At 65.7% G+C, this 25,763-nt stretch carries 23 protein-coding genes; 3 read left to right on the forward strand and 20 right to left on the reverse strand.

Going from position 1 to position 25,763, the window contains the following annotated elements; translation table 11 throughout:
• Window positions 1-109 precede the first annotated feature (109 nt).
• The 6 genes from FG93_RS25355 to FG93_RS25380 all read right to left on the reverse strand — a co-directional run bounded on the left by FG93_RS25355 (window position 110) and on the right by FG93_RS25380 (window position 7,317).
• The gene (locus FG93_RS25355) at window positions 110-1,957 is read right to left on the reverse strand and encodes a transglycosylase domain-containing protein (RefSeq protein ID WP_244448733.1); all 1,848 of its coding nucleotides are present in this window, start codon (window positions 1,955-1,957) and stop codon (window positions 110-112) included.
• Between the two features lie 351 nt (window positions 1,958-2,308).
• A complete protein-coding gene (locus FG93_RS33700) occupies window positions 2,309-2,992 on the reverse strand; it encodes a GYD domain-containing protein (protein ID WP_244448734.1) in 684 nt (227 codons plus the stop codon).
• Between the two features lies 1 nt (window position 2,993).
• Window positions 2,994-4,106 (reverse strand): Gfo/Idh/MocA family protein, encoded by a 1,113-nt coding sequence (locus tag FG93_RS25365; protein WP_043240095.1) that lies wholly within the window; start codon window positions 4,104-4,106, stop codon window positions 2,994-2,996.
• 202 nt (window positions 4,107-4,308) lie between these two features.
• Window positions 4,309-5,130: an ATP-binding cassette domain-containing protein gene (locus FG93_RS25370; RefSeq protein WP_152579620.1), complete on the reverse strand. Its 822-nt coding sequence runs from the start codon at window positions 5,128-5,130 to the stop codon at window positions 4,309-4,311.
• A gap of 2 nt (window positions 5,131-5,132) precedes the next feature.
• A complete protein-coding gene (locus FG93_RS25375) occupies window positions 5,133-6,284 on the reverse strand; it encodes an ABC transporter permease (protein WP_052514186.1) in 1,152 nt (383 codons plus the stop codon).
• A 97-nt stretch (window positions 6,285-6,381) separates the two neighbouring features.
• Entirely contained in the window at window positions 6,382-7,317 is a 936-nt protein-coding gene (locus FG93_RS25380) for a sugar ABC transporter substrate-binding protein (protein ID WP_043240259.1), read from the reverse strand.
• A gap of 385 nt (window positions 7,318-7,702) precedes the next feature.
• Here FG93_RS25380 and FG93_RS25385 point away from each other — a divergent pair, with 385 nt between their 5' ends.
• Both FG93_RS25385 and FG93_RS25390 read left to right on the forward strand, forming a co-directional pair.
• Window positions 7,703-8,542, forward strand: coding sequence for a MurR/RpiR family transcriptional regulator (locus FG93_RS25385; RefSeq protein WP_152579625.1), 840 nt, complete (start codon window positions 7,703-7,705; stop codon window positions 8,540-8,542).
• Window positions 8,543-8,772: 230 nt separating this feature from the next.
• On the forward strand, window positions 8,773-9,129 hold the full coding sequence (locus tag FG93_RS25390; protein ID WP_043240104.1) for a hypothetical protein: 357 nt from the start codon (window positions 8,773-8,775) through the stop codon (window positions 9,127-9,129).
• Window positions 9,130-9,182: 53 nt separating this feature from the next.
• Here the strand turns inward: FG93_RS25390 and FG93_RS25395 are convergent, their stop codons facing one another.
• Window positions 9,183-10,748 (reverse strand): helix-turn-helix transcriptional regulator, encoded by a 1,566-nt coding sequence (locus FG93_RS25395; RefSeq protein ID WP_210165841.1) that lies wholly within the window; start codon window positions 10,746-10,748, stop codon window positions 9,183-9,185.
• On the opposite strand from FG93_RS25395, the gene FG93_RS25400 reads away from it, so the two are divergent.
• On the forward strand, window positions 10,703-11,734 hold the full coding sequence (locus FG93_RS25400) for an AraC family transcriptional regulator (RefSeq protein WP_210165842.1): 1,032 nt from the start codon (window positions 10,703-10,705) through the stop codon (window positions 11,732-11,734). The two genes, FG93_RS25395 and FG93_RS25400, sit on opposite strands and share 46 nt — an antisense overlap.
• Before the next feature lie 170 nt (window positions 11,735-11,904).
• Here the strand turns inward: FG93_RS25400 and FG93_RS25405 are convergent, their stop codons facing one another.
• From FG93_RS25405 to FG93_RS25460, 13 genes are all read right to left on the reverse strand, one after another.
• The gene (locus FG93_RS25405) at window positions 11,905-12,966 is read right to left on the reverse strand and encodes a methyltransferase (protein ID WP_043240114.1); all 1,062 of its coding nucleotides are present in this window, start codon (window positions 12,964-12,966) and stop codon (window positions 11,905-11,907) included.
• 453 nt (window positions 12,967-13,419) lie between these two features.
• Window positions 13,420-13,764, reverse strand: a complete 345-nt coding sequence (locus FG93_RS25410; RefSeq protein ID WP_043240117.1) for a hypothetical protein — start codon at window positions 13,762-13,764, stop codon at window positions 13,420-13,422.
• Window positions 13,764-13,895, reverse strand: coding sequence for a hypothetical protein (locus FG93_RS33905; RefSeq protein ID WP_280114162.1), 132 nt, complete (start codon window positions 13,893-13,895; stop codon window positions 13,764-13,766). The genes FG93_RS25410 and FG93_RS33905 overlap by 1 nt, the downstream gene beginning before the upstream one ends.
• 68 nt (window positions 13,896-13,963) lie before the next feature.
• The gene (locus FG93_RS25415) at window positions 13,964-14,956 is read right to left on the reverse strand and encodes an ABC transporter ATP-binding protein (RefSeq protein WP_043240122.1); all 993 of its coding nucleotides are present in this window, start codon (window positions 14,954-14,956) and stop codon (window positions 13,964-13,966) included.
• Between the two features lies 1 nt (window position 14,957).
• Entirely contained in the window at window positions 14,958-16,637 is a 1,680-nt protein-coding gene (locus FG93_RS25420) for an ABC transporter permease subunit (RefSeq protein WP_043240125.1), read from the reverse strand.
• A gap of 16 nt (window positions 16,638-16,653) precedes the next feature.
• Entirely contained in the window at window positions 16,654-17,784 is a 1,131-nt protein-coding gene (locus FG93_RS25425; protein ID WP_043240128.1) for a Xaa-Pro peptidase family protein, read from the reverse strand.
• A 2-nt stretch (window positions 17,785-17,786) separates the two neighbouring features.
• Window positions 17,787-18,824, reverse strand: coding sequence for an ABC transporter substrate-binding protein (locus tag FG93_RS25430; protein ID WP_200878161.1), 1,038 nt, complete (start codon window positions 18,822-18,824; stop codon window positions 17,787-17,789).
• A 27-nt stretch (window positions 18,825-18,851) separates the two neighbouring features.
• Window positions 18,852-19,559 carry a type 1 glutamine amidotransferase gene (locus FG93_RS25435; RefSeq protein ID WP_043240133.1) on the reverse strand — a complete coding sequence of 236 codons (708 nt, stop codon included), beginning with the start codon at window positions 19,557-19,559 and terminating at the stop codon, window positions 18,852-18,854.
• A gap of 55 nt (window positions 19,560-19,614) precedes the next feature.
• On the reverse strand, window positions 19,615-20,280 hold the full coding sequence (locus FG93_RS25440; protein ID WP_043240135.1) for a GntR family transcriptional regulator: 666 nt from the start codon (window positions 20,278-20,280) through the stop codon (window positions 19,615-19,617).
• A 320-nt stretch (window positions 20,281-20,600) separates the two neighbouring features.
• Window positions 20,601-21,086, reverse strand: coding sequence for an adenosine-specific kinase (locus FG93_RS25445; RefSeq protein WP_043240138.1), 486 nt, complete (start codon window positions 21,084-21,086; stop codon window positions 20,601-20,603).
• A 223-nt stretch (window positions 21,087-21,309) separates the two neighbouring features.
• Window positions 21,310-22,473, reverse strand: coding sequence for a Xaa-Pro peptidase family protein (locus FG93_RS25450; RefSeq protein ID WP_043240140.1), 1,164 nt, complete (start codon window positions 22,471-22,473; stop codon window positions 21,310-21,312).
• 68 nt (window positions 22,474-22,541) lie between these two features.
• Window positions 22,542-24,131: an ABC transporter substrate-binding protein gene (locus FG93_RS25455; RefSeq protein ID WP_043240142.1), complete on the reverse strand. Its 1,590-nt coding sequence runs from the start codon at window positions 24,129-24,131 to the stop codon at window positions 22,542-22,544.
• A gap of 29 nt (window positions 24,132-24,160) precedes the next feature.
• Window positions 24,161-25,756, reverse strand: coding sequence for an ABC transporter ATP-binding protein (locus tag FG93_RS25460; protein ID WP_043240145.1), 1,596 nt, complete (start codon window positions 25,754-25,756; stop codon window positions 24,161-24,163).
• Window positions 25,757-25,763 lie beyond the last annotated feature (7 nt).

Raw genomic sequence — 25,763 nt, forward strand, 5'->3', positions numbered from 1 at the left:
CGAGCGAGACGGTTTTCAAGAGGGTTTTGGGCTGTCTCGCGTCTCCGAAAGCTGCGGCGTCCTCGATGCGTGTGCAACGAGCTCGGCCTTGGGCTGAGTGACGGGGATTTCAGAGCCCGAACAGTCTCTCGAAGAAGCTCTTCTGGCGCTTGGCGCGCTGCCGGGGCTTGCCGCTTTCATTGGCGTAGCGCGTCTGTCCGGCGCCGGCCACGCCCGCCAGGGCGACCGGCTTCTGGTCCTTGAGGGCGATCTTCATGAAATTGTGCCAGATGTCGGTCGGCAGGTTGCCACCGGATACGCCCTTGGTGGGCGTGCTGTCGTCGTTGCCGAGCCAGACGCCGGCAACCAGATTGCCGGTGAAGCCCACGAACCAGGCGTCCTTGTAGTCATTGGTGGTGCCGCTCTTGCCAGCCATGGGCCAGCCGGGCATCCGCGCCCTTTGGGCCGTGCCGATGACGAAGACGTTGTGCATCATCTCGTTCAGCATCGCATCGGTGCCTGGATCGATGATCCGGTTCGGATCGCCCGGCGCCGGGCGGTTGAAGATTGGCTTGCCATCCGCAGCCTTCACCTCGGTGATCACGTAGGGCACGACCCCGAAGCCGCCATTGGCGAAGGTGGCATAGGCGCCCACGAGCTCAAGCGGCGTGACTTCGGAGGTTCCGAGCGCGATCGAGGGGTCGGCCTGGAGCGGCGAGGTGATGCCGAGGCGCTGTGCCGTTTGCACGACGGCCTGGGGACCGACCTCCATGTTGAGCTTCACCGCCACCGTGTTGAGCGAGAGTGCGAGCGCATTGCGCAGGCTGATCGGCCCCCGATAGCCGCGGTCATAGTTCTCAGGCTTCCAGCCGTTGATGTTGACCGGTGAATCCGAGCGCACGCTGTCGGGGCGAAGCCCCCGCTCGAGCGCCGTCAGATAGACGAAGGGCTTGAAGGACGAGCCCGGCTGGCGGCGGGCGGAGGTCGCCCGGTTGAACTGGCTCGTCTCGTAGTCGCGGCCACCCACGAGCGCTGTCACGGCCCCATCCGGCCGCATCGCCACGAAGGCGCCCTGGCTCACATTGAACTTCTGGCCCCGGGCGTTGAGTTCGTCGACGAGCACCCGCTCGGCCGCCGCCTGCAGGGATGGCTCGAGGGTGGTCGAGACCACGATGTCGGAATCGACGGCGCCGACGACGTCGTCGAGCACGTCCATCACGTAGTCAGCGGCATAATTGGCGGAGCCGGCTGCTTTGGGACGCACGGGCTCGGCCGGTGCGCTGAGAGCCGTGCTGGCCATGTCGGGCGTGATGAAGCCGAGCTCCTTCATCGCCGCGATCACGCGTTCGGCGCGGGCTTGGGCTGCCTCGCGGTTGCGGCTGGGGGCCAGGCGCGACGGGGACTGGACGAGGCCAGCCAGCAGGGCGGCTTCCGACAGCGACACGGTGCGGGCCGACTTGCCGAAATAGCGCTGGGCCGCGGCCTCGACACCATAGGCACCCGCGCCGAAATAGACCCGGTTGAGATAGAGTTCGAGAATCTGGTCCTTGCTGTAGCTGCGCTCCAGCCAGAGCGACAGGATCGCTTCCTGGATCTTGCGCGAGACCGTGCGCTCCTGGGTCAGGAACAGGTTCTTCGCGAGCTGCTGGGTCAGCGTCGAGCCGCCCTGGAGGCCTCCGTCATGGCTCAGATTGCGGTAGGCTGCGCGGGCGAGGCCCATCAGGTCGACGCCCCAATGGTCGTAGAAGCGCCGGTCCTCGATGGCGACGAAAGCCTGGGGCAGGGCGGGCGGCAACTCCCCCAGGGAGATTTCGCGGCCGCCCGTCTCGCCGCGATTGGCGAGAGGCGAGCCGTCGCTCGCCAGGATGGCGATGTTGGGGGGCCGTTTCGGCACCGTGAGCTGAGCGAGCGGAGGCAGCTGCGAGGCGTAATAGGCGACGACGCCGCTGAGGCCGATCAGGCCACAAAGGCAGAGCACGAGCCCGGCCCAAGCCAGCTTTCGGAGGCAAGCCAGCTTTCTCGGGACCAAGCCGGCGCCCGCGCGCCGGGGCGTCCCGGGCTGGCGAGACGCGTCATCGCTGGTTTGAGAGGCCGGCCCGCGCGCCGTGCTCTCGCCCTCTCGGTCCTCGGAGGTGGGGCGAGAATCCAGCTCCTGCGCGTCCGTCGCCAGCGCGTCGACAACCGGCTCGCGCCGGCCACATCCGTTCGCCACCTGTGGTCAGCCCCCAATCCGCGCAGCCGGTGCAATCGGGCGCTTCTGACATCGGGTCTTGGCACAACTAAGACCAGGAGCGTGACATGCATGTCACGCTGGAGATCCTGCGCGCGCTTAGCCTTGGCCGGCCGATTTGAACGAGCCCCCGATATCGCCGGCGGTTCTGAAAGCTTCCATGGCCTCTGACGACGTCAGGACCGCCGTGGTCTTCATGTCTGTCACGCCGCCGCCGGCCAGTGCGACGATCATGGCAGCGCTCATCGTCCTTTCGTCCGGCGTTTCGGCGATGACCAGCCAGCCGTTCTCATCGAGGGTGAAGTACCATGCAAGCAGCCGACCGCCGACCATTTCGAAGAGCTTGGCGACGGCGGTTTCGCGGTTCTCGGGCTTTGCCAGCATGCCCCGCAGGGCATCCCGAGAGTAATGTCCCTGGCAAATATAGATCGGCATGAATGCTTCCCTCCGGCGCGGTTGGCTCGATCGTCCCTCATGCTCTTTAAAGAGACCGCCGGCGCATTCGGCGACCAGGATCGGTACTGTAAAGCATCGGCCCGAAAAGTGGATTGCGGTTTTCGGGCCAGCCGATGCAAACACAAAGAGTTGCATCGGCCCGAAAAGTGGATTGCGGTTTTCGGGCCAGCCGATGCAAACACAAAGAGTTGCATCGGCCCGAAAAGTGGATTGCGGTTTTCGGGCCAGCCGATGCAAACACAAAGGGCTGGATCGTCGGACCGGATACGGTCCGTCAATCCGGCCGCAGATCACGCCCACGGCACCACCGATCGGCGCCAGTGACACGCTACACCGCCGTCCAGCGCCCCTCGCGAAAACTCCTGGCGGCGGCATCGACCGTGCGCTCGATGCGCAGGCCGGTCTCGAAATCGATGAGATGGGCCGGCTCGCCGGCGATGGTCCGCATCAGCTCGCGGCATTCGATGATCTTGAGTTCGTTGAAGCCGAGCCCGTGGCCGGGCGCAGGGATGAAGCGGTCATAGGGCGCGTGCACTGGGGCCGTCAGGATGCGGCGGAAGCCCTGCAGATCGCTGCGTCCGTCGGCGGTGTAGAGCTCGATCTCGTTCATCCTCTCCTGGTCGAAGCCGATCGTCCCCTTCGCCCCGAAGACCTGCACGAAGATCCGGCCCTTGCGGCCCCAGGCCGAGCGATTGAGCGCGACGAGCCCGGAGGCGCCCGAGGCGAAGCGCAGCAGGAGGGTCGCGATGTCATGCGTCTCGACCGCTCGCGCGCCGCCCTCCGGCTGCGGACGCGTCGGATAGGGCTTGGCCATGTCGGCCATGACCTGCGCCACGTCGCCGACCAGCACCCTGAGCAGCGAGAAGGCGTGCACGCCGAAATCGTCGAGCGCGCCATGGCCGGATCGCGCCGCACTCTTCCAGGAGAAAGGGGCTTCGGCATCGGCCATGAAATCCTCGTCCATCTCGACGCGGACATGGTTGACCGGCCCGATGGCGCCTTCGCCGATCAGCCGCGCCGCCAGCCGGATAGCCGGGTTCTGGATGTAGTTATACCCCAGCGCCGCGACCTTTCCGGCCGCTCTGGCGGCAGCCAGCATGGCCTGCGCATCGGCGAGGCTCGTCGCCATCGGCTTCTCGCACCAGACATGCTTGCCGGCCTCGAGCGCCGCGATCGCCATCTCGGCATGGAAGGCATTGGGCGTGGTGATCGAGACGATGTCGACATCGGGATGGGCAATGAGCGCCCGCCAGTCGGTGGTGGACTGGGCGAAGCCGAGCTCGCGCGCCCGTCGTGCAGCCAGCTCGTCGTCCAGCTCGCACAGCACGGCGAGCCTCGGGCGCGCGACATCGCCGAAGACCGGGGCAACCGCGTTCCAGGCCAGGGCGTGACATTTGCCCATATAGCCGGTGCCGATGAGGCCGACGCCGAGCGCGCGCATGCGAGGTCTCCCGAGTGGGGGCGGATGGTTGTCCTTCTCAAAATCATCGGATCGGATATCGCATCCGATCCGATGATCTGACCTTTTGTGTTCGCATCGGCTTTTCCCCGAAACCGCAATCCACTTTTCGGGCCGATGATCTGACCTTTTGTGTTCGCATCGGCTTTCCCCGAAAACCGCAATCCACTGTTCGGCCGATGCTTCAGACCGTGCCGCCGAGCTCCGCCGAGAGGGTCTGCAGTTCCTTGCCGCCGGCCATCAGGTTCTGCAGCTCGTCCATGGTGATGTCGGATTTCGTATAGGTTCCCAAAGTCTTGCCGCGGTTGAGCACGGTGAAGCGGTCGCCGACGGCATAGGCATGGCGGACATTATGGGTGATGAAGATCACGCCCAGCCCCTTGGCGCGGACGAGATTGATGTATTTCAGCACCATCGAGGTCTGGGCCACGCCGAGCGCCGAGGTCGGCTCGTCGAGGATCAGCACCTTGGCGCCGAAATAGACCGCACGCGCGATCGCGACGCATTGCCGCTCGCCGCCGGACAAGGTGCCGACCGCCTGGTGCGGATCGCGGATGTCGATACCGATCTTGCGCATCTCCTCGCGCGTCACCGTATGGGCGTGGTTGAAGTCGATCCATTTCAGCGGGCCAAAGCCCCGCACCGGCTCGCGCCCCATGAAGAAGTTCCGCGTGATCGACATCAGCGGGATCATCGCCAGGTCCTGGTAGACGGTGGCGATGCCGGCATCGAGCGCAGCGCGCGGGCTGGCGAAGGCGACGGGCTTGCCGTCGACATAGAACTCACCCGAGCTTGGCCTGTGGCAGCCGGACAGCGTCTTGATCAGCGTCGACTTGCCGGCGCCGTTATCGCCGAGCAGGCACAGCACCTCGCCCCGGGCGACGGTGAGGGAGACGCCTGACAGCGCGATCACCGGCCCGAAATGCTTGGCGATGTTGCGGACGTCGAGCAGCAGGGCCTGCGCGGAGCTCTCCGGGGCGGCCTCGGTCAGCAACGCATCGCTCATGGTCAGCGCTCCCCTGTCGCCTTGCGGCGGATGTAGTTGTTGAACAGCACGGCGAGCAGCAGCATCCCGCCGAGAAAGACCTGGAACCAGTCGCTGTCGAACGTGGTGTAGGTCAGGCCGATCGAGACCATGCCGAAGATGATCGCGCCGAAGAAGGCGCCGATGGCCGAGCCATAGCCGCCGGTCAGCAGGCAGCCGCCGATGACGGCGGCGATGATCGCCTCGAACTCCTTCTGGAAGCCGCGCCTGGCGTCGGTCGAGCCGGCATCGAGCACCGTCAGGATGGCGACGAGCGTGGCGGCACAGGCGGTCAGCACGAAGAGCAGCGTCTTGACCAGGCTCACCGGCACGCCGGAATTGCGCGCGGCATTGGCATCGCCGCCGGCCGCGAAGATCCAGTTGCCGAAGCGCGTGCGCAGCAGCACGTAAGTGGCGACAGCGGCCATGGCGAGGAACCAGAGGATCGAGACCGGCACGCCGGTCACCGTCGGCGTGCCATTGGCGAACTTGGCGATGAGGTCGGCCCTGGCGAGCCAGGCGAACAACGCCTCGAGCGCCTGGCCCGAGAAGATCTCGCGAATGAAGCCTTCGCCCGCCCTGTCGCCGATGCCGCGCAACTGGGTCGAGCCGCCGGTCGCCCATTTCAGCCCGACCAGCGACAAGCCGCGCAGGATGAAGAGGAAGGCGAGCGTGACGATGAAGGAGGGCAGGCGGGTGCGGATGACGATCTGGCCGTTGAGCGCGCCCATCAGCCCGGCGAAGACGAAGGTCGCGACGATGGCCGCCAGCAGCGGCATGTCGCCGACCACGATCAGCGCGCCGAAAACCAGGCCGGCGAAGGCGATCATCGAGCCGATCGAGAGATCGAATTCGCCGCCGATCATCAAAAGAGCAGCGGCGATGGCCAGGATGCCGAGCTGGGCAGCGGGCGACAGCACCGTCATGACGCCGGCCAGCGTGAACATGGCCGGGTTGGCGGTGAGCAGGAAGAACACCGTCACCAGCACGAGGCCGGCCACCGCGCCGAGTTCGGGCCGGCGCATCAGGCGCGCCAGCAGCGAGACCCTGCGCAGCCGCTCGTCGTGGAGAGCGGCCGTCGCGGCCCGGGTTTCGGTGTCGCGGATCTGACCCAAAGCGGGATCGGCAGTCGGCATGGCCATGGCGCGCCTCGTCCGTTCAGCCTTTGTCGATAGGGACGGGCGGCGGCTCCGGAGAGGCGCCGCCCGTCTGATGGCTCAGCGAATGCCCTTGTCAGCGAATGCCCTTGGCCGAGAGGCTGACGACCTGGGCGGCCTTCTCCTTGGTGATCAGGTTCGGGCCTGACGGAACATTGCCACCGGGAACCAGGCCGTATTCGGCATTGAGCGCCAGGAAGGCGACCGGAAGATAGCCCTGCAGGAACTGCTGCTGATCGATGGCGAAGGCCGCTTCACCGGCAGCGACCGCCTTGAGGAAATTGGCCGAGAGATCGAAGGAGGCGACGCGGACGCTCCCGGTCTTGCCGGCTTCCTTCACCGCCGCGACAGCCGGCTCGCCGGCAAGCGACGCGCCGAGCGCCATCACCGTGTCGACGCTGGCATCGCCGAGCGCGGCCTTGACCTTGGCGCGGATCTCGGAGGGATCGTTGGAGACGGGAACGACCGTCACCTTGCCCTTGAAGCCTTCGGCGAAGCCTTTGCAGCGCAGATCGAGCGAGACATTGCCGACCTCGTGATTGACGCAGATGCCGACCTTGCCGCCCAGGCTGGCGAGCTTCTCGCCCGCCGCCTTGCCGGCATCGAGCTCATCCTGGCCGACATGCAGCAGGGCGCCGAGCTTCTTCGAGACGTCCGAGCCGGAATTCATCGAGACGACCGGGATGCCGGCGGCAACCGCCTTCTGGATCGCCGGGCCGAGCGCCGAGGCGTCGGGAATCGACACGACCAGGCCGGCCGGCTTCTGGTTGACGGCGGCGTCGATGAGCTGGCTCATCGCCACCATGTCGAAGGTTTCGGGTGCGCGATAGTCGACGGCGACCTTCAGGTCGGCCGCGGCCTTGGAGACACCGTTCTTGACCACCGACCAGAACGGATCGGACGCCTGGCCGTGGCTCACCACGATGATCCGGCTGGTTTGCGCGACGGCCGGTGCGGCAGTTGCAACAGCCAGCGTGGCGGCGGCGATCAGGCACGTGACGAATGGCTTCATGATCATCCTCCCTGTGCGGGGCGATTCCCCGCTCGCTTCGTTCTGGCGTGGCCGGCACGGTCACGCGGCTTGCGGACGATTGCGGTTTGCGGACCGGCAAATCCGGCGATCGCTCGAACGGCAAGAGCATCGGACCGGATCGTATCCGGCCGGTGATCTGACCCCTTGTGTTTGCATCGGCTTCCCGAAAACCGCACTCCACACTTTCGGGCCGATGCTCAAGGTGGGGATAAAGAAGGGGAGGGAGCGCGCGCGGCTCCGTCCCGTCCTGGCGCTTCATCCCTCGGTTCGACGTAATTTCGGAACGTCTGAACTTTTTATTGTCTAATTGGAACTTTTATTCCATTTTCAGCGGTGCCCGTCAAGAGTGCGGTGAGGGCCGATGATGAGCGACGAGCACCCTGTCGAAGCGCCGCCGGAGGATTTCGACGCGCTCCGCGCGGCCTTCGCGCAACGGCGCGGCCGCTTGCCCAAGCGCCTGAAGCAGGTGGCGGCGTTTGCCCTGGCTCATCCCGACGAGGTCGCCTTCGGCACTGCGGCGGGCATTGCCGAGCGGGCCGGCGTGCAACCCTCGACCCTGGTGCGCCTGGCCCAGTCGCTCGGTTATGCCGGCTTTTCCGAGCTGCAGCAGATCTTCCGCGCCCGCCTGCGCGCCCGCTTTCCGGATTACCGGACCAGGGTCGAGGCCCTGAAACCCGAGGAGGGCGCCTCCTCGGCGCAGCGTCTGCTCGACGGTTTCACCGCTGCCGCCAGCCTGTCGCTGCAGCGCACGCGCCATTCGCTGCGGACGGAGACACTGGAACAGGCGATCGCGCTCCTCGCCGGGGCCGAGATCATCCATCTCGTGGCGTCTCGCCGCGTCTTTCCCGTCGCGGCCTATCTCGCCTACGCTTTCGGCACGCTTGGCATCCGGGCGCATCTGGTCGACCAGCTCGGGCAGATGGGCCCGGAGCAGATCGCCATGGCCACGTCCCGCGATGCCGTGCTGGCGATCTCCTATGCGCCCTATGCCCCGGCCACGGCCGAACTCGTCGGCCTGGCGGCGCGGGCCGGCGCCCCGGTGGTCGCCATCACCGACACCAGCTTCAGCCCGCTGATCGAGATCGCGGATCTCTGGCTCGAGGTGGCCGAAGCCGATTTCGGCGCCTTCCGCTCCCTTTCCGGCAGCCTGACGCTGGCGATCACGCTGGCCGTCGGCGTCGCCGAGGCGCGCAATGCGGGCTGAGCCGCGGAGCTGAGCCGCGTCAGGGCGTCACCCGCCCCGCCGGAACAGGCTCGCATGGCCGCATCGGCCGGCACCTGCGCGCGATGGCAGCCCTCGACCCCGCGCCCTCATGCGCCTCCCGGTTTGGCCGCGTGTACGTCTTCGGCGTCCCAATGTGATCGAGCGCATTCAAGCGAGAGCGGGAAGGGGAGAAAACTCTCGGTATCGGATGATCGGAAGGACCCCCACCGATGGCCCTCAGGACCGCTTTCGCGCATCGAGACATCACCCGGGACGTCAAAGTCTCGATCATGGCTCTCATTCCTGTCTTCGTCGCCGTCGGGTCGCTTGTCGGTGACATGTGCCTTATGGCCCTTGCGATGCTTCGCATGCTTCCGGGCGGGTTCGTGGTCTCATTCCATGGCCTTTCGACCTCGCTGCTCCTTGCCTGCTGCGCGCTGATCTTCGATCGGGTCGTCAGGGATGCCGGTTTCGAGATCCGCTATGTGACGGCGCCGATCCGAAAAGTGCGGGGTGTCTGTCTGGCTGGGGCTTTTGCGCTCGGATCGCTGATCCCCATCGTGATAAACCTAGGCATCAGCTCCTGACGATTCAGCGCGGATTCCGTAGCGTCAATCCAACGATGCGCAAAATCCGCCACCTACAAACCGCGCGGCTGCGGAGCGCGAACCGCCGGCGTCGAGCTCTGCAACAGGCGCAGCAGATCGGCCTGGCGCAGGGTATGGGTTTTCGCGAACATGCGCTGCAAATGGCTGCGCACGGTGGGCTCGCTGATGCCGAGCATGTCGGCCGCCTCCTTGGCGCCCAGCCCTTCGGCCAGCGCCAGCAGGACACGCAATTCGCCTCCGGTCAGCTTGTGAAGCCTGGCAAAGGCCTCACCCGGCATCATCGGAGCTTCGAGCGGATCCTGCATGAAGATGGCGACGGAAGCTGCGAACGGGGCCAAGATGTCGCGCCGCTGACCGCGCTGCACCGGCAGCAGGGTTGCGATATAGCCAGCGCCGTTTCTATCGGGGATGGCGAGCGACCGTTCGCTCGTATCCTCGTCACCGTCATCGGCCGCCGATCGGTCGATGGCATTCGACAAGGCGGCGCGGGCGGCGGGATCGACGGGATTGAGGCGGTTGTTCAGGATGCGAATCGAGGTGCCGGATTTGACCTGTCGTTCGGCGGCTTCATTCATGTAGACGACCCGGCCATCGCGGGCGGTGAGGAAGACGCCCGCGGCGAGGACATCGAGCGTCTTTTCCAGCATCTCCGAGCGCAGCGTCCGGATGTCGAGCGCATCCGAAATCGTCAGCGCGCGACAGACATGCGGCGACAAGAGTTTGAACAGCCCGATCTCGAGCTGCTGATAATGCGGCGCCTTGCCTTTCCGGGATGCGTGCATCGAGGCCATGCGGCCCCCGGTCCGCAACGCCGGAAACCAGATCATGTCCGTCAGCCCGAACGGCGCCAGCACATCCCTGTAGAACCGGCTTTCGAGCCACTCCTGGCGGTCGGTGGAGAGGATGTTGACGTCGCCGACGCTGGCGACGATGTCCGCTGCCGCCATCGGGCTTTGCGCATACTGGCTTCCCAGCCTCTCCAGGAATTGCTGCTGATATCCGAACACGAACAGCTGATCATTCTGCACGTGCCGCATATCGTGCACGCAGATGCCGCCCCCTGTGCTCTCACAGAGATCGGCAATCTTCAGGCAGGTATCAGGCCATCGCTGCGGATCGAGCGCACAGTCATAGATCGCGCCGATCGTGTCGGATAATGCCTTGGCGGACACGCCATCCAGACCGATCACCGGCTCAGAGGGTCCTGTCCACGCACGCCGCACTTTTACAACGCCTTCAATACCCAAGCCCATCGGATTCGCCACCCCACCCTCCGCCAGTTCCGAGCCGAGGCCCATCGGACGTGGGCGGTGGCCACCGCAGCCGCCTGACGAATGCGGCCAGGCAGGGATCTTGCGGCCACCGTGAGCCAACCTGAAACACCCGCTTGCGATCGGCTCAGCTTGCCACGTTGCGGACGTGTCGGATGTCAATTCCGAAAGGTTCTTGCGTGTTTGTCGCCAAATCTGTCCATGCACCGCCAAATCTGTATATGCTGCGGGTGCGAACGGCTCACGCGGCCGAGATGGGGGACATAACGATGATCGCGCCCATGATCGAGCCTGCGCGTCTGGCGATGTTCGATGTTGTCCGGGCAAGGCATCCGGGAGATTTGGACGGCCGGTTGCGCGTATCCGAACGCGTCGCCAAATCGGACCGCGTCTACTCTTACCAACTCCAGAACCGGGCGCTTTGGAGCGCGACGTTTGAAAAGCCGATCTTTACGCTCGCGACCCGTGCCGCTGGCTCGATCGTGGCAAGTTACGCCGACAGCAGCTTTGCAACGGATGTCTCCATCGACGGCGACGAAGGCGAACTTTTTTGCATCACGACGATGCTCCTTGGCCACATGACATTGGTCCAAAAGGGGAATTCAACGACAGCCACGGACGGTCGCGGCCTCGTCTGGAGGCCCGGTCCCAGCAGCCGGCTATTGATGAGCGACAACAACGCGCGCACGAATGTCTTCTTCAAGGTAGCCGATGTCGAGGATGCGCTGGAGCACATGCTCGATGAGCGCCTCCGACAGCCACTTGAATTCGGGTCCAATCTTGATTGGGGCAGCGGGCTTGCGGCCAGCCTGAAGCGGCAGCTTGATTTTGTCATGCACGAGTTTCAGCGACAGGACGGAGTAGCCAGCAACCCCGTCGCATTGGCGTCCTTGACCGACCTGCTGATCTCGCTGGTGCTCCGCGGCGCGCCACACAACTATGTCGACCGGTTGGACGGAGGAGCTTCCGGTGTGGTCCCGGCCTATATTCGGCGCGCGGAGGACTTCATGCGCGCCAATGGCGCGGAGCCGATCCGCATGTCGCAGGTCGCTGCCGCTGCTGGATGCAGTGTGCGAACCTTGAGCCATGTGTTCAAGCATTTCCGCGGCAATACGCTCCTTGGCGTGTTGCATTCCATCCGGCTCGAGCTGGTGCGCGACGATCTTGTTCTTGGCGCATCCGGCGCCTCGGTGACCACGGTCGCGCGCCGCTACGGTTTCACCAATTCGTCCCGCTTCGCCACCGCCTTTCGTCGCCGTTTCGGCGAGACGCCATCTCAAGCCGCGCGACGCTCATCGCGCTCCTCCCGTTGAGCAGCTGAGAAGGTCTGAAGCGAACCCATGACAATCAAAGGCGCTCACTAACGCATCGACCCGAAAAGTGGATTGCGGTTTTCGGGGCAAAGCCGATGCAAATACAAAGGGTTAGATCATCGGGCCGGATGCGATTTCCGGTCCGATGATCTCATCAAGCGCCTCCCTGATTACGCCCCCTTCACCGCTTCGACGATGCTCACGTCGGAGCTGGTGGGGATCACCCGCGTCAGGCGGAAGCCGGCCTTGGCGAGGAGCTGGCGGTATTCCTCCTCCGTTCGCTCCTGGCCGCCGGGCAGCACCAGCATCACCATGTCGAGCACCTTGCCGGGATGGGGCGTGTCGCCGGCGGGCAGCACCATCTCCACCAGCAGCAGCCGCCCGTCGGGCTGCATGGCCTTGCGGACATGGCCGAGGATGGTGAGGCACTGCTCCTCGCTCCAGTCGTGGATGACGTGGGACAGCACATAAGCGTCGCCGCCGGCGGGAACCGTCTCGAAGAAGTCGCCTGCCTCGATCGCCACGCGCGCCTGCACGCGCCGTTCCGCCAGCAGGGCCGGCGCGTCGGCCACCACATGGGGCCGGTCGAACAGGATGCCGCGCGGCCCCTCGTGCCGCGCCAGGATCGCCGCGATCAGGTTGCCGGTGGCGCCTCCGACGTCGACGACGGTGCCGAAGGCCGAAAAGTCATAGGCCTCCGCGACAGCGGGTGGTTCCCGGCCATGGAAGCCGACCATCGTCTCGCTGAACAGCGAGGCCTCGTCCGGATGCCGGCCGAGATACTCGAAGACCGGTGCGCCCTGCGCCTTCTCGAACGCCGTCCTGCCGGTCTGCAGCGAATAGACGATGTCGTCGAAGGCCCCCGCGAACCAGGGGCTGCCGGTGGTGAGGATCGTGGCCCGCGCCGAACCGGGCGCGCCCGTCTTCAGCGCCTCCCCCAGCGCCGTCAGGGCAAAGCGCTGGCCGGCCTGTTCGGCAAGCACGCCCAGGCTGGCGAGGCAGCGCATGAAGCGATGGAGCGAGGGCGCATGGAGCCCGAGCGGGCCGGCCAGGTCCTCGGCACTGCGAGGGCCGGGGGCCAGGTGATCGGCCAGGTCCAGCCTCGTCGCTGCGTAGACCAGACGCGAAACCCAGGCGGCCGTCGCCATCTGGATCAGGGTGACATGCGGGGGAGGCTCCTGCGCAACCGCGGGAGGCGCAAGGGTCGAAGCGGCGTCGGGCGTGTCGTCCATGGTACTCTCCCGAGAGGCCGATGATGGACTGGTAGCGCAACCCTGAAGCATCGGCCTGAAAAGTGGATTGCGGTTTTCGGGGCAAAGCCGATGCAGACACAAAAGGGTATCATCGGATCGGATGCGATTTCCGATCCGATGATCTCAATATCACGGCCGGCCAACGCTGACACGCCATTGATGAGGTTGAATCATACCTCTGGGAGATGGCTGCCTTCGGGGAGGTCGCCGGGTTCGCGTTCTGCTGCGGCTCGAGCGCGGCGGGAACTAAGGCCGCGCACCATCGGCGGCCTTGAGGGTGAAGTTGTGATCCCGGCATCTGGCCTGCGAACGTCGGCTTGCGGGTGGTCAGTCAAGGACTTGAGGACCGCTTCCGTCACGCGAGTGAAAGTTCAGCTTTCCACCCGTTTTCGGACGTCAGAAGGACCGCTCCAGAGCATGCTGTTGAAGAAGTCAGGCGCGTTCGCATACGAAGCCTGAATCGTCGCCATTGTGGATGTAGAAGTGGCCGACGAGGCGCCCCGCGGTGCCGATGACAACCCATCCGCGGCCGCAGGCCGGGTCGTTCTCATCGTGCCCTTCCCATGAGAACTCCGCACAGGCTGAACCGTCGCGCGAGCCGTAGCGGACATCGAGGACGCCCTTCAGCGCACCAAAGGCGATCCCGCCGTCCGCCGCGCCGCGGAAGGTGAGATGCGCCTCCTCGACGAGATCGAGGACGTCATTGTCCCAGACATCCATCTCGACGATACGCCAGCGGCCGGCAAAAGCCTTGGCGAAGGCGGGAACCTTGGTCATCAGCCGGTCTCCGCGCTGAGCTTCTGCAAGCGCACCAGATTGTAGGCGGCAGCGCTGAAGGCGAAAGCCGCACCAAGGACCGAAACAGGGAGACAGTCGGTATCGACTTTGTTGTTCGGACGGTCGTCCATTTAGTCACCGTGGCACGTGATCACGCTCTGATAAGAGGAGCCGTGAATGGTTTGGCATTCCGATGTTTTCACTCGGTCGCTATGATGTCCTCCTTCCGAAATCCCATCCGGACCAAGCCATTTGTCCTGAGCGCGGCGATCTCATCGCTTGTCTCGGTCAGCACCGTGATTTCAATGCCCTCCAGCTCCAGAATGAGCCGGTATCCACGTCCGATAAAGATCACTGAAAGCAACCTTGCCTCGAAAACCTGGTTACAGTCGTTCGCCTGCGAACCGACGCGCAGTTTTTCGGGCCGCACTGCTACCGTGCCGGTCGGCGTTGGAATGAAGTTGCACTCTCCCAGAAAGCCAGCGACGAAGCGATTGGCCGGCCTATCGTAGAGATCGCGCGGGCTCGCCGCCTGAACGATGCGGCCCTTGTCCATCAGCGCGATCCTGTCGGAGAGGAAGAGGGCCTCTTCCTGATCATGCGTGACATAGACGACCGTGGCGCCGACCGCCGCGTGCAGCCGCTTCAGCTCCAGCTGGATGGACTGTCGGAGGTTCTTGTCGAGCGCGCCGAGCGGCTCGTCCATCAGCAGGATATCGGGCTTGATGACGAGGGCACGCGCCAGCGCGACGCGCTGCTGCTGCCCGCCCGAGAGCTGGCGCGGCAGGCGCTCCGCATAGGCCGTCAGATCGACCAGCGCCAAGGCCTCTTCGACGCGGCTCGTGATCTCGGCCTTCGTCAGCCTGCGCATTTCCAGGCCGAAGGCGACGTTGCGGCGCACGCTCATATGCGGGAACAGCGCATAGTTCTGGAAGACCATGCCGATGTTGCGCTTCGAGACGGGCACCGGGCCGATATCGGTGCCGCCGATGAGGATCGCGCCGGTATCATAGTTCTCGAAGCCCGCGATGGTCTTGAGCAGCGTCGTCTTGCCCGAGCCGGAGGCGCCGAGCAGCGTGCAGAATTCGCCCGCGGCAATCTCCAGCGAGACACCGTTGAGCGCCTTGGTGGCGCCGTAGCTCTTGTCGAGCGAGCGGATCGAGACGGCCTTGCCGAGAGCGGGAACGGTCATGTCATGTGCGCTTCGAGACGAGGAGATTGGCGCCGAGCACCAGGATCGTCACCAGGATGATCAGGCAGGAGGCCGCGATGATGGTCGGGTCGATCTCGTGCGCGACGCCCTCATACATCAGCTTGGGGAGGGTGCGGCTGCGGATATTGGTCAGGAACAGCGCGATCACCACGTCGTCGAAGGAGGTGATGAAGGCAAAAATCGCCCCCGCCGCAATGCCGGGCGCGATGCCGGGCAGCATGACCCGCCGAAACATCGTCGGCCATGATGCGCCGAGACCCAGCGCTGCGAGTTCGAGATTGCCGTCGAAGGATTTCAGCGCGGCGCGCACTGTGATGAAGACATAGGGCGTCGCCAGCACGACATGGCCGAGCGCAACGCCCCAGATCGAGCCGACGAGGCCGGTGGGCGCGAGGAGGTAGTAAAGCCCGACGGCCAGGATGATCACCGGCACGATCATCGGCAGGATGAAGATCGTCTCGACCGCCGCGCGCCAGCGCGGCCGCATCCGCGAGACGCCAAGCGCGGCGAGCGTACCCAACACGACCGAGCTCACGACGACGACGCCGGCGATCTGCAACGAACGGGTCAGCGCCGCGACCCATTTGCTGGTCGAGAAGAAGTTCGCGTACCAGGTCAGGCTGTAGCTCTCGGGCGGGAAGCTGAGAAAGGGCGAGGATCCCAGGCTCATCGGGAAGACGATGATGATCGGCGCGATCAGGAAGGCTGCGACGAGCCCGGCCGCGGCGACCGTTGCCCAGCCACCAGGCGAGCGCCCGCGCGAGGTCACGGTAAAGGGCTCGCCGGCCTTGCCGCCCCCGCTCTCGATCAGCCGCTCCAGCCCGAAGAAGCGCTGGAACAGAACCAGCATCGAGATGGTCGCGACGAGCAGGACAGTCGCCAGCGCAGCGGCGAAGGGCCAGTTGAGATCGGTGTTGATGTTCGAGGCGATCATCTGCGCGATCATGGTCTGGCCCGGCCCGCCCATAAGGGCCGGTGTCAGATAGAAGCCGATCGCGTTCATGAACACGATCATTGACCCGGCCACCACGCCCGGCGCCGTCAGCGGCAGGATAATGCGGGCGAAGATGGTGAGCGGCCCGGCGCCGAGGCTTTCTGCCGCCTGCACCGTCGAGAGTTCGAGATTGCGGAAAGCGGCATAGAGCGGCAGCACGATGAAAGGCATGAGCACATGCGTCATGCCGATCAGAACGCCGGAGAGATTGTAGATGAAGGCGATGGGCGAGGAGGTAAGCCCGCTGCCCATCAGCAGCTTGTTCACGACGCCGTTGCTCTGGAGCAGGATGATCCAGGCCGTGGTGCGCACCAGCGCGCTCGTCCAGAATGGCAACAGCACGAGCAGCAGCAAGAGGCTGCGCATGCGCGGGCCGACCGTCGCCATGACATAGGCGAGTGGATAGCTCGCCAGCACGGCGAGCAGTGTGACGAGCGCGGCGATGCCAAGCGTCGTGCCCAGTACCGAGCGATAGACCGGGACGTCGACCATGCGCTGGAAATGCGCGAGGGTGAAACCACCCTCGCCGAAGGCCAGCCGCAGCAGGGAGAACACTGGCACCGCGAACAGGATCGCGAGGACGAGCGCGAAGGGCAGAAGCCCGAGCCAGACCGGGAAGCCATGCCAGGCCGCGCGGCGGCCGGGCTCTGCATGGCGGGCGATCATTGTCACGCCGTTCGCCTCACGCCACGAAAAGCTGGCGCGGGAAGTTCGTCAGCCGCTCACAGCCGCCTTCCGTGATGGTGATGGTCTCGGACATGCCGAACCCCTTGGCCAGCACGTAGGTATGGAAGGTCATGCCGGGCTCGAAGCGCCAGGTCGCCGTCGGCTCGGCCTCCAGCGGCTCGCCGCCATTGGGCTGCAGCATGAGACCGACCGAGTAGAAGGTCTTGTTGGTGTAGGTCTCGCGCAGGCCAGCGGCCAGCACGCCCTCGCGATAGATCGCGTCCGGAATGGTCGCCGCCACGCCGGGCTTCACGGCCGCGATCGCTGCATCCTGGATGGCGATGAGCGTCTCGACGATGGCGTGTTCCTCATCGGTTGCGGTGGCGACCTTGATCGGCCGCATGAAGCGGGCGTGGTAGTGGCGGACATTGGGGGTGGTTTCGAGTTGGACGATGTCGCCCGTCTCCAGCACACGGTCCGAGTACCCACCATGGAGATGATAGGCGCGCTCGCCCGAGGAGAGGACGCCAGGGCCGGGCAGGTCGCTGCCGGCACGGATCATCGCGGCGCAGATCTCGGCCGCCATCTCGCGCTCGGTCGCTCCGGCCCTGGCCGAGGCGATGCCGGCCGCCATGCCGGCCTCGGCCGCCTTGCCGGCAGCGCGCTGATAGGCGATCTCGGCCGGCGACTTGATGAAGCGCATGGCGCTGGCGAAGCGTGAGGCGTCACTCCATTGCGCCTCCGGCAAGGCTGCACGCAGGCCCTCATAGCGGGAAACGCTGAGCGTCCAGGCCTGCATCTCGACGGCGAGTCTCGGCTTTTCGCCAGCCGCCTGGCGGATGGCGCGAGCCGCGACCGCGATGCGATCGTCTGAATCGGTCCACATCACCCGCTTGGGGAAGGCGCAGGTGGCGTCGAGATAATATTCCTCGACATCGCGGCAAAACAGCACCGGCTCCCCGGAGGCCGGGATCACGGCGAACTGGAAGCTCGAATAGCCGCGGGTGAAGAAGCCGGTGAGATAAGTCACCGTCTCCGGCAGGAAGGCGATGAACGCGTCCTGTCCGGTCCGCGCCAACTCGGCGCGGACCTTCTCGACCCGCGCGAGATAATCCGCGCGCGGGAACCAGGGTCTCGCGATCGACATGATCACTCCTTGAGCATCGCGGTGTAGGCCTCGGTCACGCGCGGGCCGGCCTCGGCCCACCACGCGATGTCGAGGAACAATGCGCTTTTCAGGCGCTCTGGCGTCGAGGGCAGGGTCTCGGCGCGGGCGGTCGGAATCGTCTCCCAAGCCTGCTCGGTCACCGGGCCATAGGCAACGAATTCGCTCAGCCGAGCGTTGTTCGCTGGCTTGACGATGTAGTTGAGGAAGGCAACGGCCTCGGCCTTGTTGGGCGCGCCCTTGGGGATCATGAAGAAGCCGACCTGTGGAATCTGCTGCTCCCAGGCCATGGCGATCGGCAGCTTGGACTCGATGCCGGACTGGAAGCGTCCGTTCCAGCCGAGCGCCATCACGACTTCGCCGGAGCCGAGCGCCTGGACGGGCTGGGCGCCGCTCGCCCACCAGACCGCGACGTTCGGCTTGAGCGCCCGGATCTTGTCGAGCGCGCGCTTGAGCCCGATCTCGGTCGAGAGCGTCTTGTAGACGTCGTCCATCGGCACGCCATCAGCGAGAAGGGCGGCCTCGACGACCGTCTCCGGCTTGTCGGGCAGCGTGCGCTTGCCGGGGAACTTTGTGACGTCCCAGAAATCGGCGAAGCTCCTGGGCTGCGGGCCGCCGGCGGGGAAAGCCTTGGTCGAGTAACCGATCAGTGTCGAAAAAATCTCGGAGGGGATGCCGTAATCGTTGCGGGCGCCGGGAATGACATGATCGGTTTTCACCATATCGGGCGTGATTTTTTCGAACAGGCCGAGCTTGACGCCGCGCATCAGCCCGCCGCCGCCGGCCGTAACGACGTCCCAGGTCACGGATTTGGTGTCGACCATCGCCTTGATCTTGGCGGTCTCGGGACCGGTGTCTTCCTCGACCTTGATGCCCGTCTCCTTGGTGAAGGGTACGATCCAGGCTTTGCGGATCGCCTCCTGATAGGCTCCACCCCATGAGGCGAAGGTCATCTCCTTGGCGCTGGCAGCGACCGGAGCGAGCAGGGCCATCGCAGCGACTGCGACGATGAGCTTCTTCATCACGCTTCTCCTCATGTTGGACCGCGCTCAGGCGGTCTTGGCGCCGCAGAGCGCGGCGAATTTGCTGAGCATGGTTTTGGCGGGCAGAGCCTCGTCGGCAGTGGCCTTGAGGTGGTCGATATCGGCGCCGTCGCGCTCCATCGTCGCGCGGCTCTGCTCGAACCAGATCTGCGCCTGGTCCCGCGTAATCTCGGGGTGGCCCTGGATGCCCCAGGCCTTGCGGTCGCGATAGCGCCAGATCTGGTTGGGACAGAGATCGCTTGTGGCCAGCACCCGCATGTCGGGATGGTCGGCGCGGACCTCGTCATTATGCCAGACGAACATGTAGACGCGCTCGCCGATCTCGTCGGCGATGAGATCGGTGCGGGCCGCAGGCGTGACGTCGAGCCATTTGTTGCCGACCTCGCAGAAGGAGCGCCGAAAGACCTGATCACGTCCGCATAGGGCCGAGGCCAGGATCTGGCTGCCGAAGCAGACCCCGAGCATCGGGATGCCGAGCTTGTCTGCCTGCTGGATCAGCTCATGCTCGCGATGGATGAAGGGCACATCCTCATAGGCGCCATGCGGGCTGCCCGAGAGGAAGATGCCGTCATAGCCATCGAGCTGCTCCGGGAAATCGCCGTCGAAGGCCCAGCGCGCGTCGACGTCGAGCCCCCAGGCGCCGAAGCGCTCGGGCAGTTTCGCGACGGAGTCGCGGCGGGGTCCATTGTGCAGATAGAGCAGGCGTCCGCTCATCCCGTCACTCCTTGTCCTGAGGCAGCAGGGTCCTGAGGCAGCAAGCCGGCCCGTCTCACATCGCCTCCTTCGCCAGCGTTCCCGCCAGAAGATCGAGGATTCCCTGCCGCGTATTGTCGATATGAGCCTGCATGGCGCGCGCGGCGCCCTCGGCGTCGCCGGCCTCGATTGCGGCGAGGATGGCGAGATGCTCGTTCTTGCCGGGCTCGAAGCGGCGCGGGATGCGCGAGAGCCCGAACATGCGGGTGCGCTCGCGCAGATCCTTGACCAACCGCGCCATCAGCCGGTTGCCGCCGGCTTCGGCGATCGAGAGATGGACGAGGTCGTCGACGCTCCAGTGCCTGTCATGGGAAACGGCTGCCGGGCTGACCATGCCTTCGACGGCGGATCGGATTTCGGCGATGCGAGCCGCCGCCAAACGTCCTGTCGCCAGTCGGGCTGTCTCGCCTTCCAGAACCCGCCGGGTTGCGAGAATCTCCATGACGTCCTCGATCGAGACGCTGTGGACGGTGAGGAGCCGCTTGTCTCGGCGCAGATACCCTTCCCCTGCAAGACGCCCGAGCGCTTCGCGAACCGGCGTCCGTGACAGCCCGAGCAACTCGGCCAGGCGACGATCCTGAACCACCGCTCCGCCTGGCAGATCGCCGGCGAGGATCATCTGGCGAATTTGCTGCATGGCGCGCTCGGCCAGCGACGCGTCGTCAGTTTGCAGGTCAGTCAACCGCGTCTCCGATCGGTCGGGATACTTTTGGTATACCAACGTGATTGATCACGGCCGTCAATCCCGCTGCTGCCTTCCTTTGCCGCAGAGCGAGCTCATTCATTGGGCGAATGTCACTTTGCCCAGCGCGTTCGCCATCTCCATGCAGCGGCCCCGCGCCACGTCCGAAGAGGAGGCGTGCGCTCCCCAAGCAAACATGCGTTTGGCATCAGACAGCGAGACTGGTTCAGGCCCGCTGCGGTATGGTTACATCGGGTAAGGCGCCGATTTCGGAACGGTACTGGCCATGCTGGCCCGTCGGTTTCGGCCTCATCCGGCCACTACAGCTTGTAGCCGATCTTTCGCAGCAGGTCTTTGCGCCAGGCGATATCCGCCTCGGCTTCGACACCCAGCGGCGAGGCGCCATCCACCACGCCGAGCACGCCGCGGCCCTGCTCCGTTTGCGCGACGATCACCTGTGTCGGGTTGGCCGTCGCGCAGTAGATCCGGCAGACCTCCGGCACCGCACGCACCGCAGCCAGCACGTTGACGGGAAAGAAACCGTCGCCCAGGAAGATCAGGAAACTATGGCCGGCGCCAATGGCCAATGCGTTGTCGCGGGCGAGGGCGACTGCGGCGTCATCATTACCCGACCAGCGCACCAGCCGCTTGCCGGAGGCCTCGCAGAAGGCCAGCCCGAAGCGGATGCCGGGAACCGCGCCCACCAGCGCCTCGTGGAGGTCTTCCACGGTCTTGATGAAATGCGACTGGCCGAAGATGAAGTTGGCGGCGTCCGGCTTGACGATGGGCACCACGGTGAGGTCCATGGCTGCGCTCCTTCACGATAGGCAACGCAAGGGCAGGCCGACGGCAATGCCAGCCCGACGGCAATGGTAGGCCGACGGAAGCCGATTTCAAGCCACCACCGGCGGCCGATGTGCCGCCGCGCTGCCCCCCAGGTTTCGGCGTCCTCGCGGCTCGCCCTGCGCTGCACGCGCTATCGTCGGTGTGGCGCTGATCACGAGGCTGCGCCAGGCGACCGATGGGCCCTCAGTCCTTGATCCCGAACACCACGTGATCGCCGGAGAGAGATTCGAAGCCGGTGCGCGTCAGCACGGACGGCATGCTGGCCGCGACGCAGCCGACGCCGTCCTTGTAGAGGCAGGGCACCACGTGGAAGCACATGCCTTCCTCCAGGGGCTGCTCGCTGCCGGCCCGGATCGCCATGACATTGTCCTCGCCCCAGCCGGGCGGGAACGACGCACCGATGCTGTAGGCCGGCCGCGTCACCATGGACTCGCCGAACCCGGCCTTCTCGATGACGCTTTCGAAGATGCGGGCCGCTTCATGTGAGGTCATGCCGGGCCGCACCCGCGCATAGCCTTCGTCGAGCGCCGCGCGGCAGACATCGAACATCTCCAGGACAATGTCCTGCGGCTGGCCGAGCGAATAGAAGCGGTAGATCGGCGTATGGTAGTCGTGCACCGAGGCGGCAGGCTCGATGTTGACCACCTCGCCGCGGCGGATCGGGGCCCCGCACCAGGTGACATGCGCCCGCGCGCTGCGGGGGCCGGCGCAGACATTGGGCATCTGCGCCATGCGCCCGCTGCCGTTGCGCAACAGGCTCTCGGTCACGACAGTCGCAAGCGCGCTGTCGGTCATGCCATCCTTGAGGGCTGCGAAGCCGTCGCGGCACGATTGCGCGGCGATCGCGCCGGCCCGCTTCATCAGTGCAATCTCGGCCGGGCTCTTGATGCGACGCAGATGCTCGACGAGCCCGGACGCGTCGACGACGTTCCGGCCGTCGGCGCGCGGGCCGACAAAGCCCCGCAGGATCGGTTGGACCGCCGCAAACTCCACGCCGATCACGGCGTTCGGACCGGCGAGATCGGCGATCGCGCCCTCGAGCACATCGGCGTGATTGTGGCCGTCGGCGACGCCGATGCCCTCATTGACCCAAAGCTGGTCGGCGAGCGCCCGCACATTGCTGAGCTCGGTGCGGCGCATGACCCAGACGGCCTTGCCGTCGGCCCGCATGACCAGCGCCGTCGCACCATAGGCGAGCGAGCCGAAGCCGGTGAGATAATAGGTGTTCTCGGTCGATGTGAGCACCACCGCGGCGATGCCGCGCTCCGCCATCAGTGCGCGCAACGCATCGCGGCGAGTCAGATACTCCTCGGGAGCGAAGGCAAGTCGGTCGAAATTCTCGGTCATGTCCACGTCCCGGCTCGATGAAAAAGGCTGTCGGTGCGACGGCGCGCCGCGTCGCGCCGACAGGGCGCTCAGTCGGCTTTCCCAAGGTTCCAGAACACCGGCACGTCCTGCGTCGCGATCAGGCCCGATACCTTGGCCGAATGCGCGACATAGGAGGTCCACTGGCCGAGCGGCACGTGATGGCCGGTCTCGAAGGCGCGCTTTGACACCTCGGCGGCCACCGCCTTCTTGGCCTCGACACCGTCGACCAAGGCCCATTTCAGCCGCAGATCCTCCAATGTCTGGTCGCAGGGCCAGCCGAACAGGCCCTTCTCGCAGGCGCCGGAGAAGGCGATGCTCCAGACCGGGGTCGAGACGACCTGCCCGCCGGTATAGGAGTGCAGGATATTCCAGCCGCCATTGCTGGTCGGCTCCCTGGAGTTGCGGCGCTTGAGCATGGTCGCCCAGTCCATCGCCTGCACGTCGACCTTCAGCCCGATGTCGCGCATCGCCTGCACGGTCACCACCGTCGCCGGATGCGCGATCGTCTCGTCGGTCGGGTCGAGCACGACGATCGGCTTGGAGAAGTCCCAGCCGGCTTCCTTGAAGAGCGCCTTGGCCTTCTCCGGATCGGGAGCCTTGAGGGCCTCGAGGCCGGCCTCCGTTTCCATCGGCGTGCCGCAGATGAAGAAGGAGGCGCAGGTGCGGTAGAACTCCGGATTGCCGTTGATCGCCTGCAGATAGGCTTTCTGCTTGGTCAGCCAGAACATCGCCTGCCGCGCCTTCGGATTGTCGAAAGGCGGGATCACATGGTTGAAATAGAGCTGCGCCTGCTTGCCGGTCTGGTTGATGACGCTGGTCGCGATGCCGGGCGCCGTCTTCAGCACGGGCAGGAGGTCGAGCGACGGGTTTTCCCACAGATCGATCTCGCCGCCGAGCAGAGCCGAGAGCGCGGTCTGCTGGTCGCGGATGATCAGCCACTCGACGCGGTCGAGTTTGGCGACCTTGCCGCCTGCGAAGGCGCTGGCCGGCTCCGAGCGCGGAACATAGCCGGCAAATTTCTCGTAGACGACCTTGTTTCCGGGCACCCAATCCTTGCGCACGAAGCGATACGGGCCGGAGCCGGTATAGTCCTGGATCTCCTTGAAGGGATCGGTCTCCGCCACCCGCTTGGGCATCATGAAGGGGATGTTGGAGGCGACCTTGCTCAAGGATTCCAGCACCAGCCCGTAGGGCTCCTTGAAGATCAGCTCGAAGGTCTTGTCGTCGACCACCTTCATCTCCGCCAGCACGCGGTTCATCAGCTGGCCGGCCGCGTCGCGCGCCGCCCAGCGCTTCAGCGAGGCGACGCAGTCCTCGGCGGTCACCGGCTGGCCGTCATGCCATTTGAGGCCGTCTCGCAAGGTGAAACGATAGGTCTTGCGGTCGTCCGACGGCGTCATGGTCTTCACCATCTGCGGCTGCGGCACGAAGTTCGCGTCGAGCCCGTAGAGCGTGTCGTAGATCATGAAGCCGTGCATCTTCACGATGTCGGCCGTCGAGCCCATCGGATCGAGCGCCTGCAGATCGGCATGCGGCACGAAGCGCAATGTCGGCCCGGCCACCGCCGTGCCGAGGCCGGCCAGCAGAAAGGCGGATGCCAGAAGCGTGCGGCGTATCCCTTTCACGTGCGACAGCATGACGAGCTCTCCCCTTTTTGAACGCCGCCTCAGGCGGCGGCTGCCATCCGCTTGCCAGGAATCGAATCCAGCAGGCGGCGCGTATAGGCGTGCGCGGGCGAGGAGAAGACGGCGCGCACGCTGCCTTCCTCGACCAGTTCGCCGCGGTGCATCACGAGGATCCGGTCGCAGATCTGAGCCGCGACGCGCAGGTCGTGCGTGATGAACAGGATGGCGAGGTCGAACCGCTTCTGAACGTCGTCGATCAGCTTCAGCACCTGGGCCTGGACGGAGACGTCGAGCGCCGAGACGGCCTCGTCCGCCACCAGGATCTCCGGCTCCATGGCAAGCGCACGCGCGATCGAGATGCGCTGGCGCTGGCCGCCCGAGAATTGATGCGGGTAGCGGTTGAGCGCGGCAGGCTCCAGGCCGACCAGCACCATGAGCTCGCGCGCCTTGTTCCAGGCCTCGGCCTTCGGCATGCCGAAATTCATCGGCCCCTCGATGATCGATTGCCCGACGGTCCGGCGTGGATTGAGCGAGCGATAGGGATCCTGGAACACGATCTGGATACGCCTGCGGAAGGGTTTGCCGCCGGATTCGCCGAGCAGCGCCGCCTCGCCGGAGCTCGGCTCGATCAGCCGGGTGATGCAGCGCGCCAGCGTCGACTTTCCGGAGCCCGATTCGCCGATCACGCCGATCGTCTCGCCGCGATGCAGCGTGAGCGAGGTCGGCTTCAGCGCCGTGACCTCGCGGGTGCCGCCGAAGGCGCTGCGGACGCTGTAGGTCTTGGCGATGTCCCTGACCGTCAGCGCCAGCGGGCCGGGCACGGGCTCGGCGGGCCTCGCCGCCTCGAGCGTCGGCACGGCGGCGATCAGCATGCGGGTATAGTCGGCCTCCGGCGCGGTGAGGATGCGGGTGACGTCGCCGCTCTCGACGACCTTGCCGGATTTCATCACGACCACCCGGTCGGCGATCTCGGCGACGACGCCGATGTCGTGGGTGATGAACAGCACGCCCATGCCGCGGCTGCGCTGCAGGTCCCGGATCTGCTTCAGGATCTGTGCCTGCGTGGTGACGTCGAGCGCGGTGGTGGGCTCGTCGGCGATCAGCAGGCGCGGCTCGAGGATCAGAGCCGCGGCGATCAGCACGCGCTGGCGCTGGCCGCCCGATAATTGATGCGGGAAGGCATGGTAGAGTCGCTCGGGATCGGGCAGGCCGACCTCCTCCATCGCCTTGACGACGCGGACGAAGCGCTCCGCGGAGGGCCGCGAGAGATGCGCGCGCAGCACCTCGTCGATCTGGGCGCCGACGGTGTGGACCGGGTTGAGCGCGGTCATCGGCTCCTGGAAGATCATGCCGATCTCGCGGCCGCGCAGGCTGCGCATCCGTTGCGTCGACGCTTGCAGTAGATCCTCGCCGTCGAAGAGGATCGCGCCGGCGGGCCGCGCGAACAGCTTGGGCAGCAGCCCCATGATGGCCTGCGCAGTGACCGACTTGCCGGAGCCGGACTCGCCGACGACGCAGACGATTTCCCCCTGTGAAACCGAGAGCGAAACGCCATCCACCGCGTGGCGCCGGTCTCCGCCGAGCGGCAACGGCACGCAGAGGTTGCGAAGTTCGACGATCGGGGCCCGGGCGTTCATCTGATCT

This window comes from Allobosea sp. LC85 (assembly GCF_000735605.1).
Lineage (GTDB): Bacteria > Pseudomonadota > Alphaproteobacteria > Rhizobiales > Beijerinckiaceae > Allobosea.

What these genes read in the sequence shown, in the direction of transcription:
- FG93_RS25365 (WP_043240095.1), bottom strand. Translation starts at nt 4,106, where the DNA reads ATGCGCGCGCTCGGCGTCGGCCTCATCGGCACCGGCTATATGGGCAAA.
- FG93_RS25370 (WP_152579620.1), bottom strand. Translation starts at nt 5,130, where the DNA reads ATGAGCGATGCGTTGCTGACCGAGGCCGCCCCGGAGAGCTCCGCGCAG.
- FG93_RS25375 (WP_052514186.1), bottom strand. Translation starts at nt 6,284, where the DNA reads ATGCCGACTGCCGATCCCGCTTTGGGTCAGATCCGCGACACCGAAACC.
- FG93_RS25380 (WP_043240259.1), bottom strand. Translation starts at nt 7,317, where the DNA reads ATGAAGCCATTCGTCACGTGCCTGATCGCCGCCGCCACGCTGGCTGTT.
- FG93_RS25385 (WP_152579625.1), top strand. Translation starts at nt 7,703, where the DNA reads ATGAGCGACGAGCACCCTGTCGAAGCGCCGCCGGAGGATTTCGACGCG.
- FG93_RS25390 (WP_043240104.1), top strand. Translation starts at nt 8,773, where the DNA reads ATGGCCCTCAGGACCGCTTTCGCGCATCGAGACATCACCCGGGACGTC.
- FG93_RS25400 (WP_210165842.1), top strand. Translation starts at nt 10,703, where the DNA reads ATGATCGAGCCTGCGCGTCTGGCGATGTTCGATGTTGTCCGGGCAAGG.
- FG93_RS25405 (WP_043240114.1), bottom strand. Translation starts at nt 12,966, where the DNA reads ATGGACGACACGCCCGACGCCGCTTCGACCCTTGCGCCTCCCGCGGTT.
- FG93_RS25410 (WP_043240117.1), bottom strand. Translation starts at nt 13,764, where the DNA reads ATGACCAAGGTTCCCGCCTTCGCCAAGGCTTTTGCCGGCCGCTGGCGT.
- FG93_RS33905 (WP_280114162.1), bottom strand. Translation starts at nt 13,895, where the DNA reads ATGGACGACCGTCCGAACAACAAAGTCGATACCGACTGTCTCCCTGTT.
- FG93_RS25415 (WP_043240122.1), bottom strand. Translation starts at nt 14,956, where the DNA reads ATGACCGTTCCCGCTCTCGGCAAGGCCGTCTCGATCCGCTCGCTCGAC.
- FG93_RS25420 (WP_043240125.1), bottom strand. Translation starts at nt 16,637, where the DNA reads ATGATCGCCCGCCATGCAGAGCCCGGCCGCCGCGCGGCCTGGCATGGC.
- FG93_RS25425 (WP_043240128.1), bottom strand. Translation starts at nt 17,784, where the DNA reads ATGTCGATCGCGAGACCCTGGTTCCCGCGCGCGGATTATCTCGCGCGG.
- FG93_RS25430 (WP_200878161.1), bottom strand. Translation starts at nt 18,824, where the DNA reads ATGAAGAAGCTCATCGTCGCAGTCGCTGCGATGGCCCTGCTCGCTCCG.
- FG93_RS25435 (WP_043240133.1), bottom strand. Translation starts at nt 19,559, where the DNA reads ATGAGCGGACGCCTGCTCTATCTGCACAATGGACCCCGCCGCGACTCC.
- FG93_RS25445 (WP_043240138.1), bottom strand. Translation starts at nt 21,086, where the DNA reads ATGGACCTCACCGTGGTGCCCATCGTCAAGCCGGACGCCGCCAACTTC.
- FG93_RS25450 (WP_043240140.1), bottom strand. Translation starts at nt 22,473, where the DNA reads ATGACCGAGAATTTCGACCGACTTGCCTTCGCTCCCGAGGAGTATCTG.
- FG93_RS25455 (WP_043240142.1), bottom strand. Translation starts at nt 24,131, where the DNA reads ATGCTGTCGCACGTGAAAGGGATACGCCGCACGCTTCTGGCATCCGCC.
- FG93_RS25460 (WP_043240145.1), bottom strand. Translation starts at nt 25,756, where the DNA reads ATGAACGCCCGGGCCCCGATCGTCGAACTTCGCAACCTCTGCGTGCCG.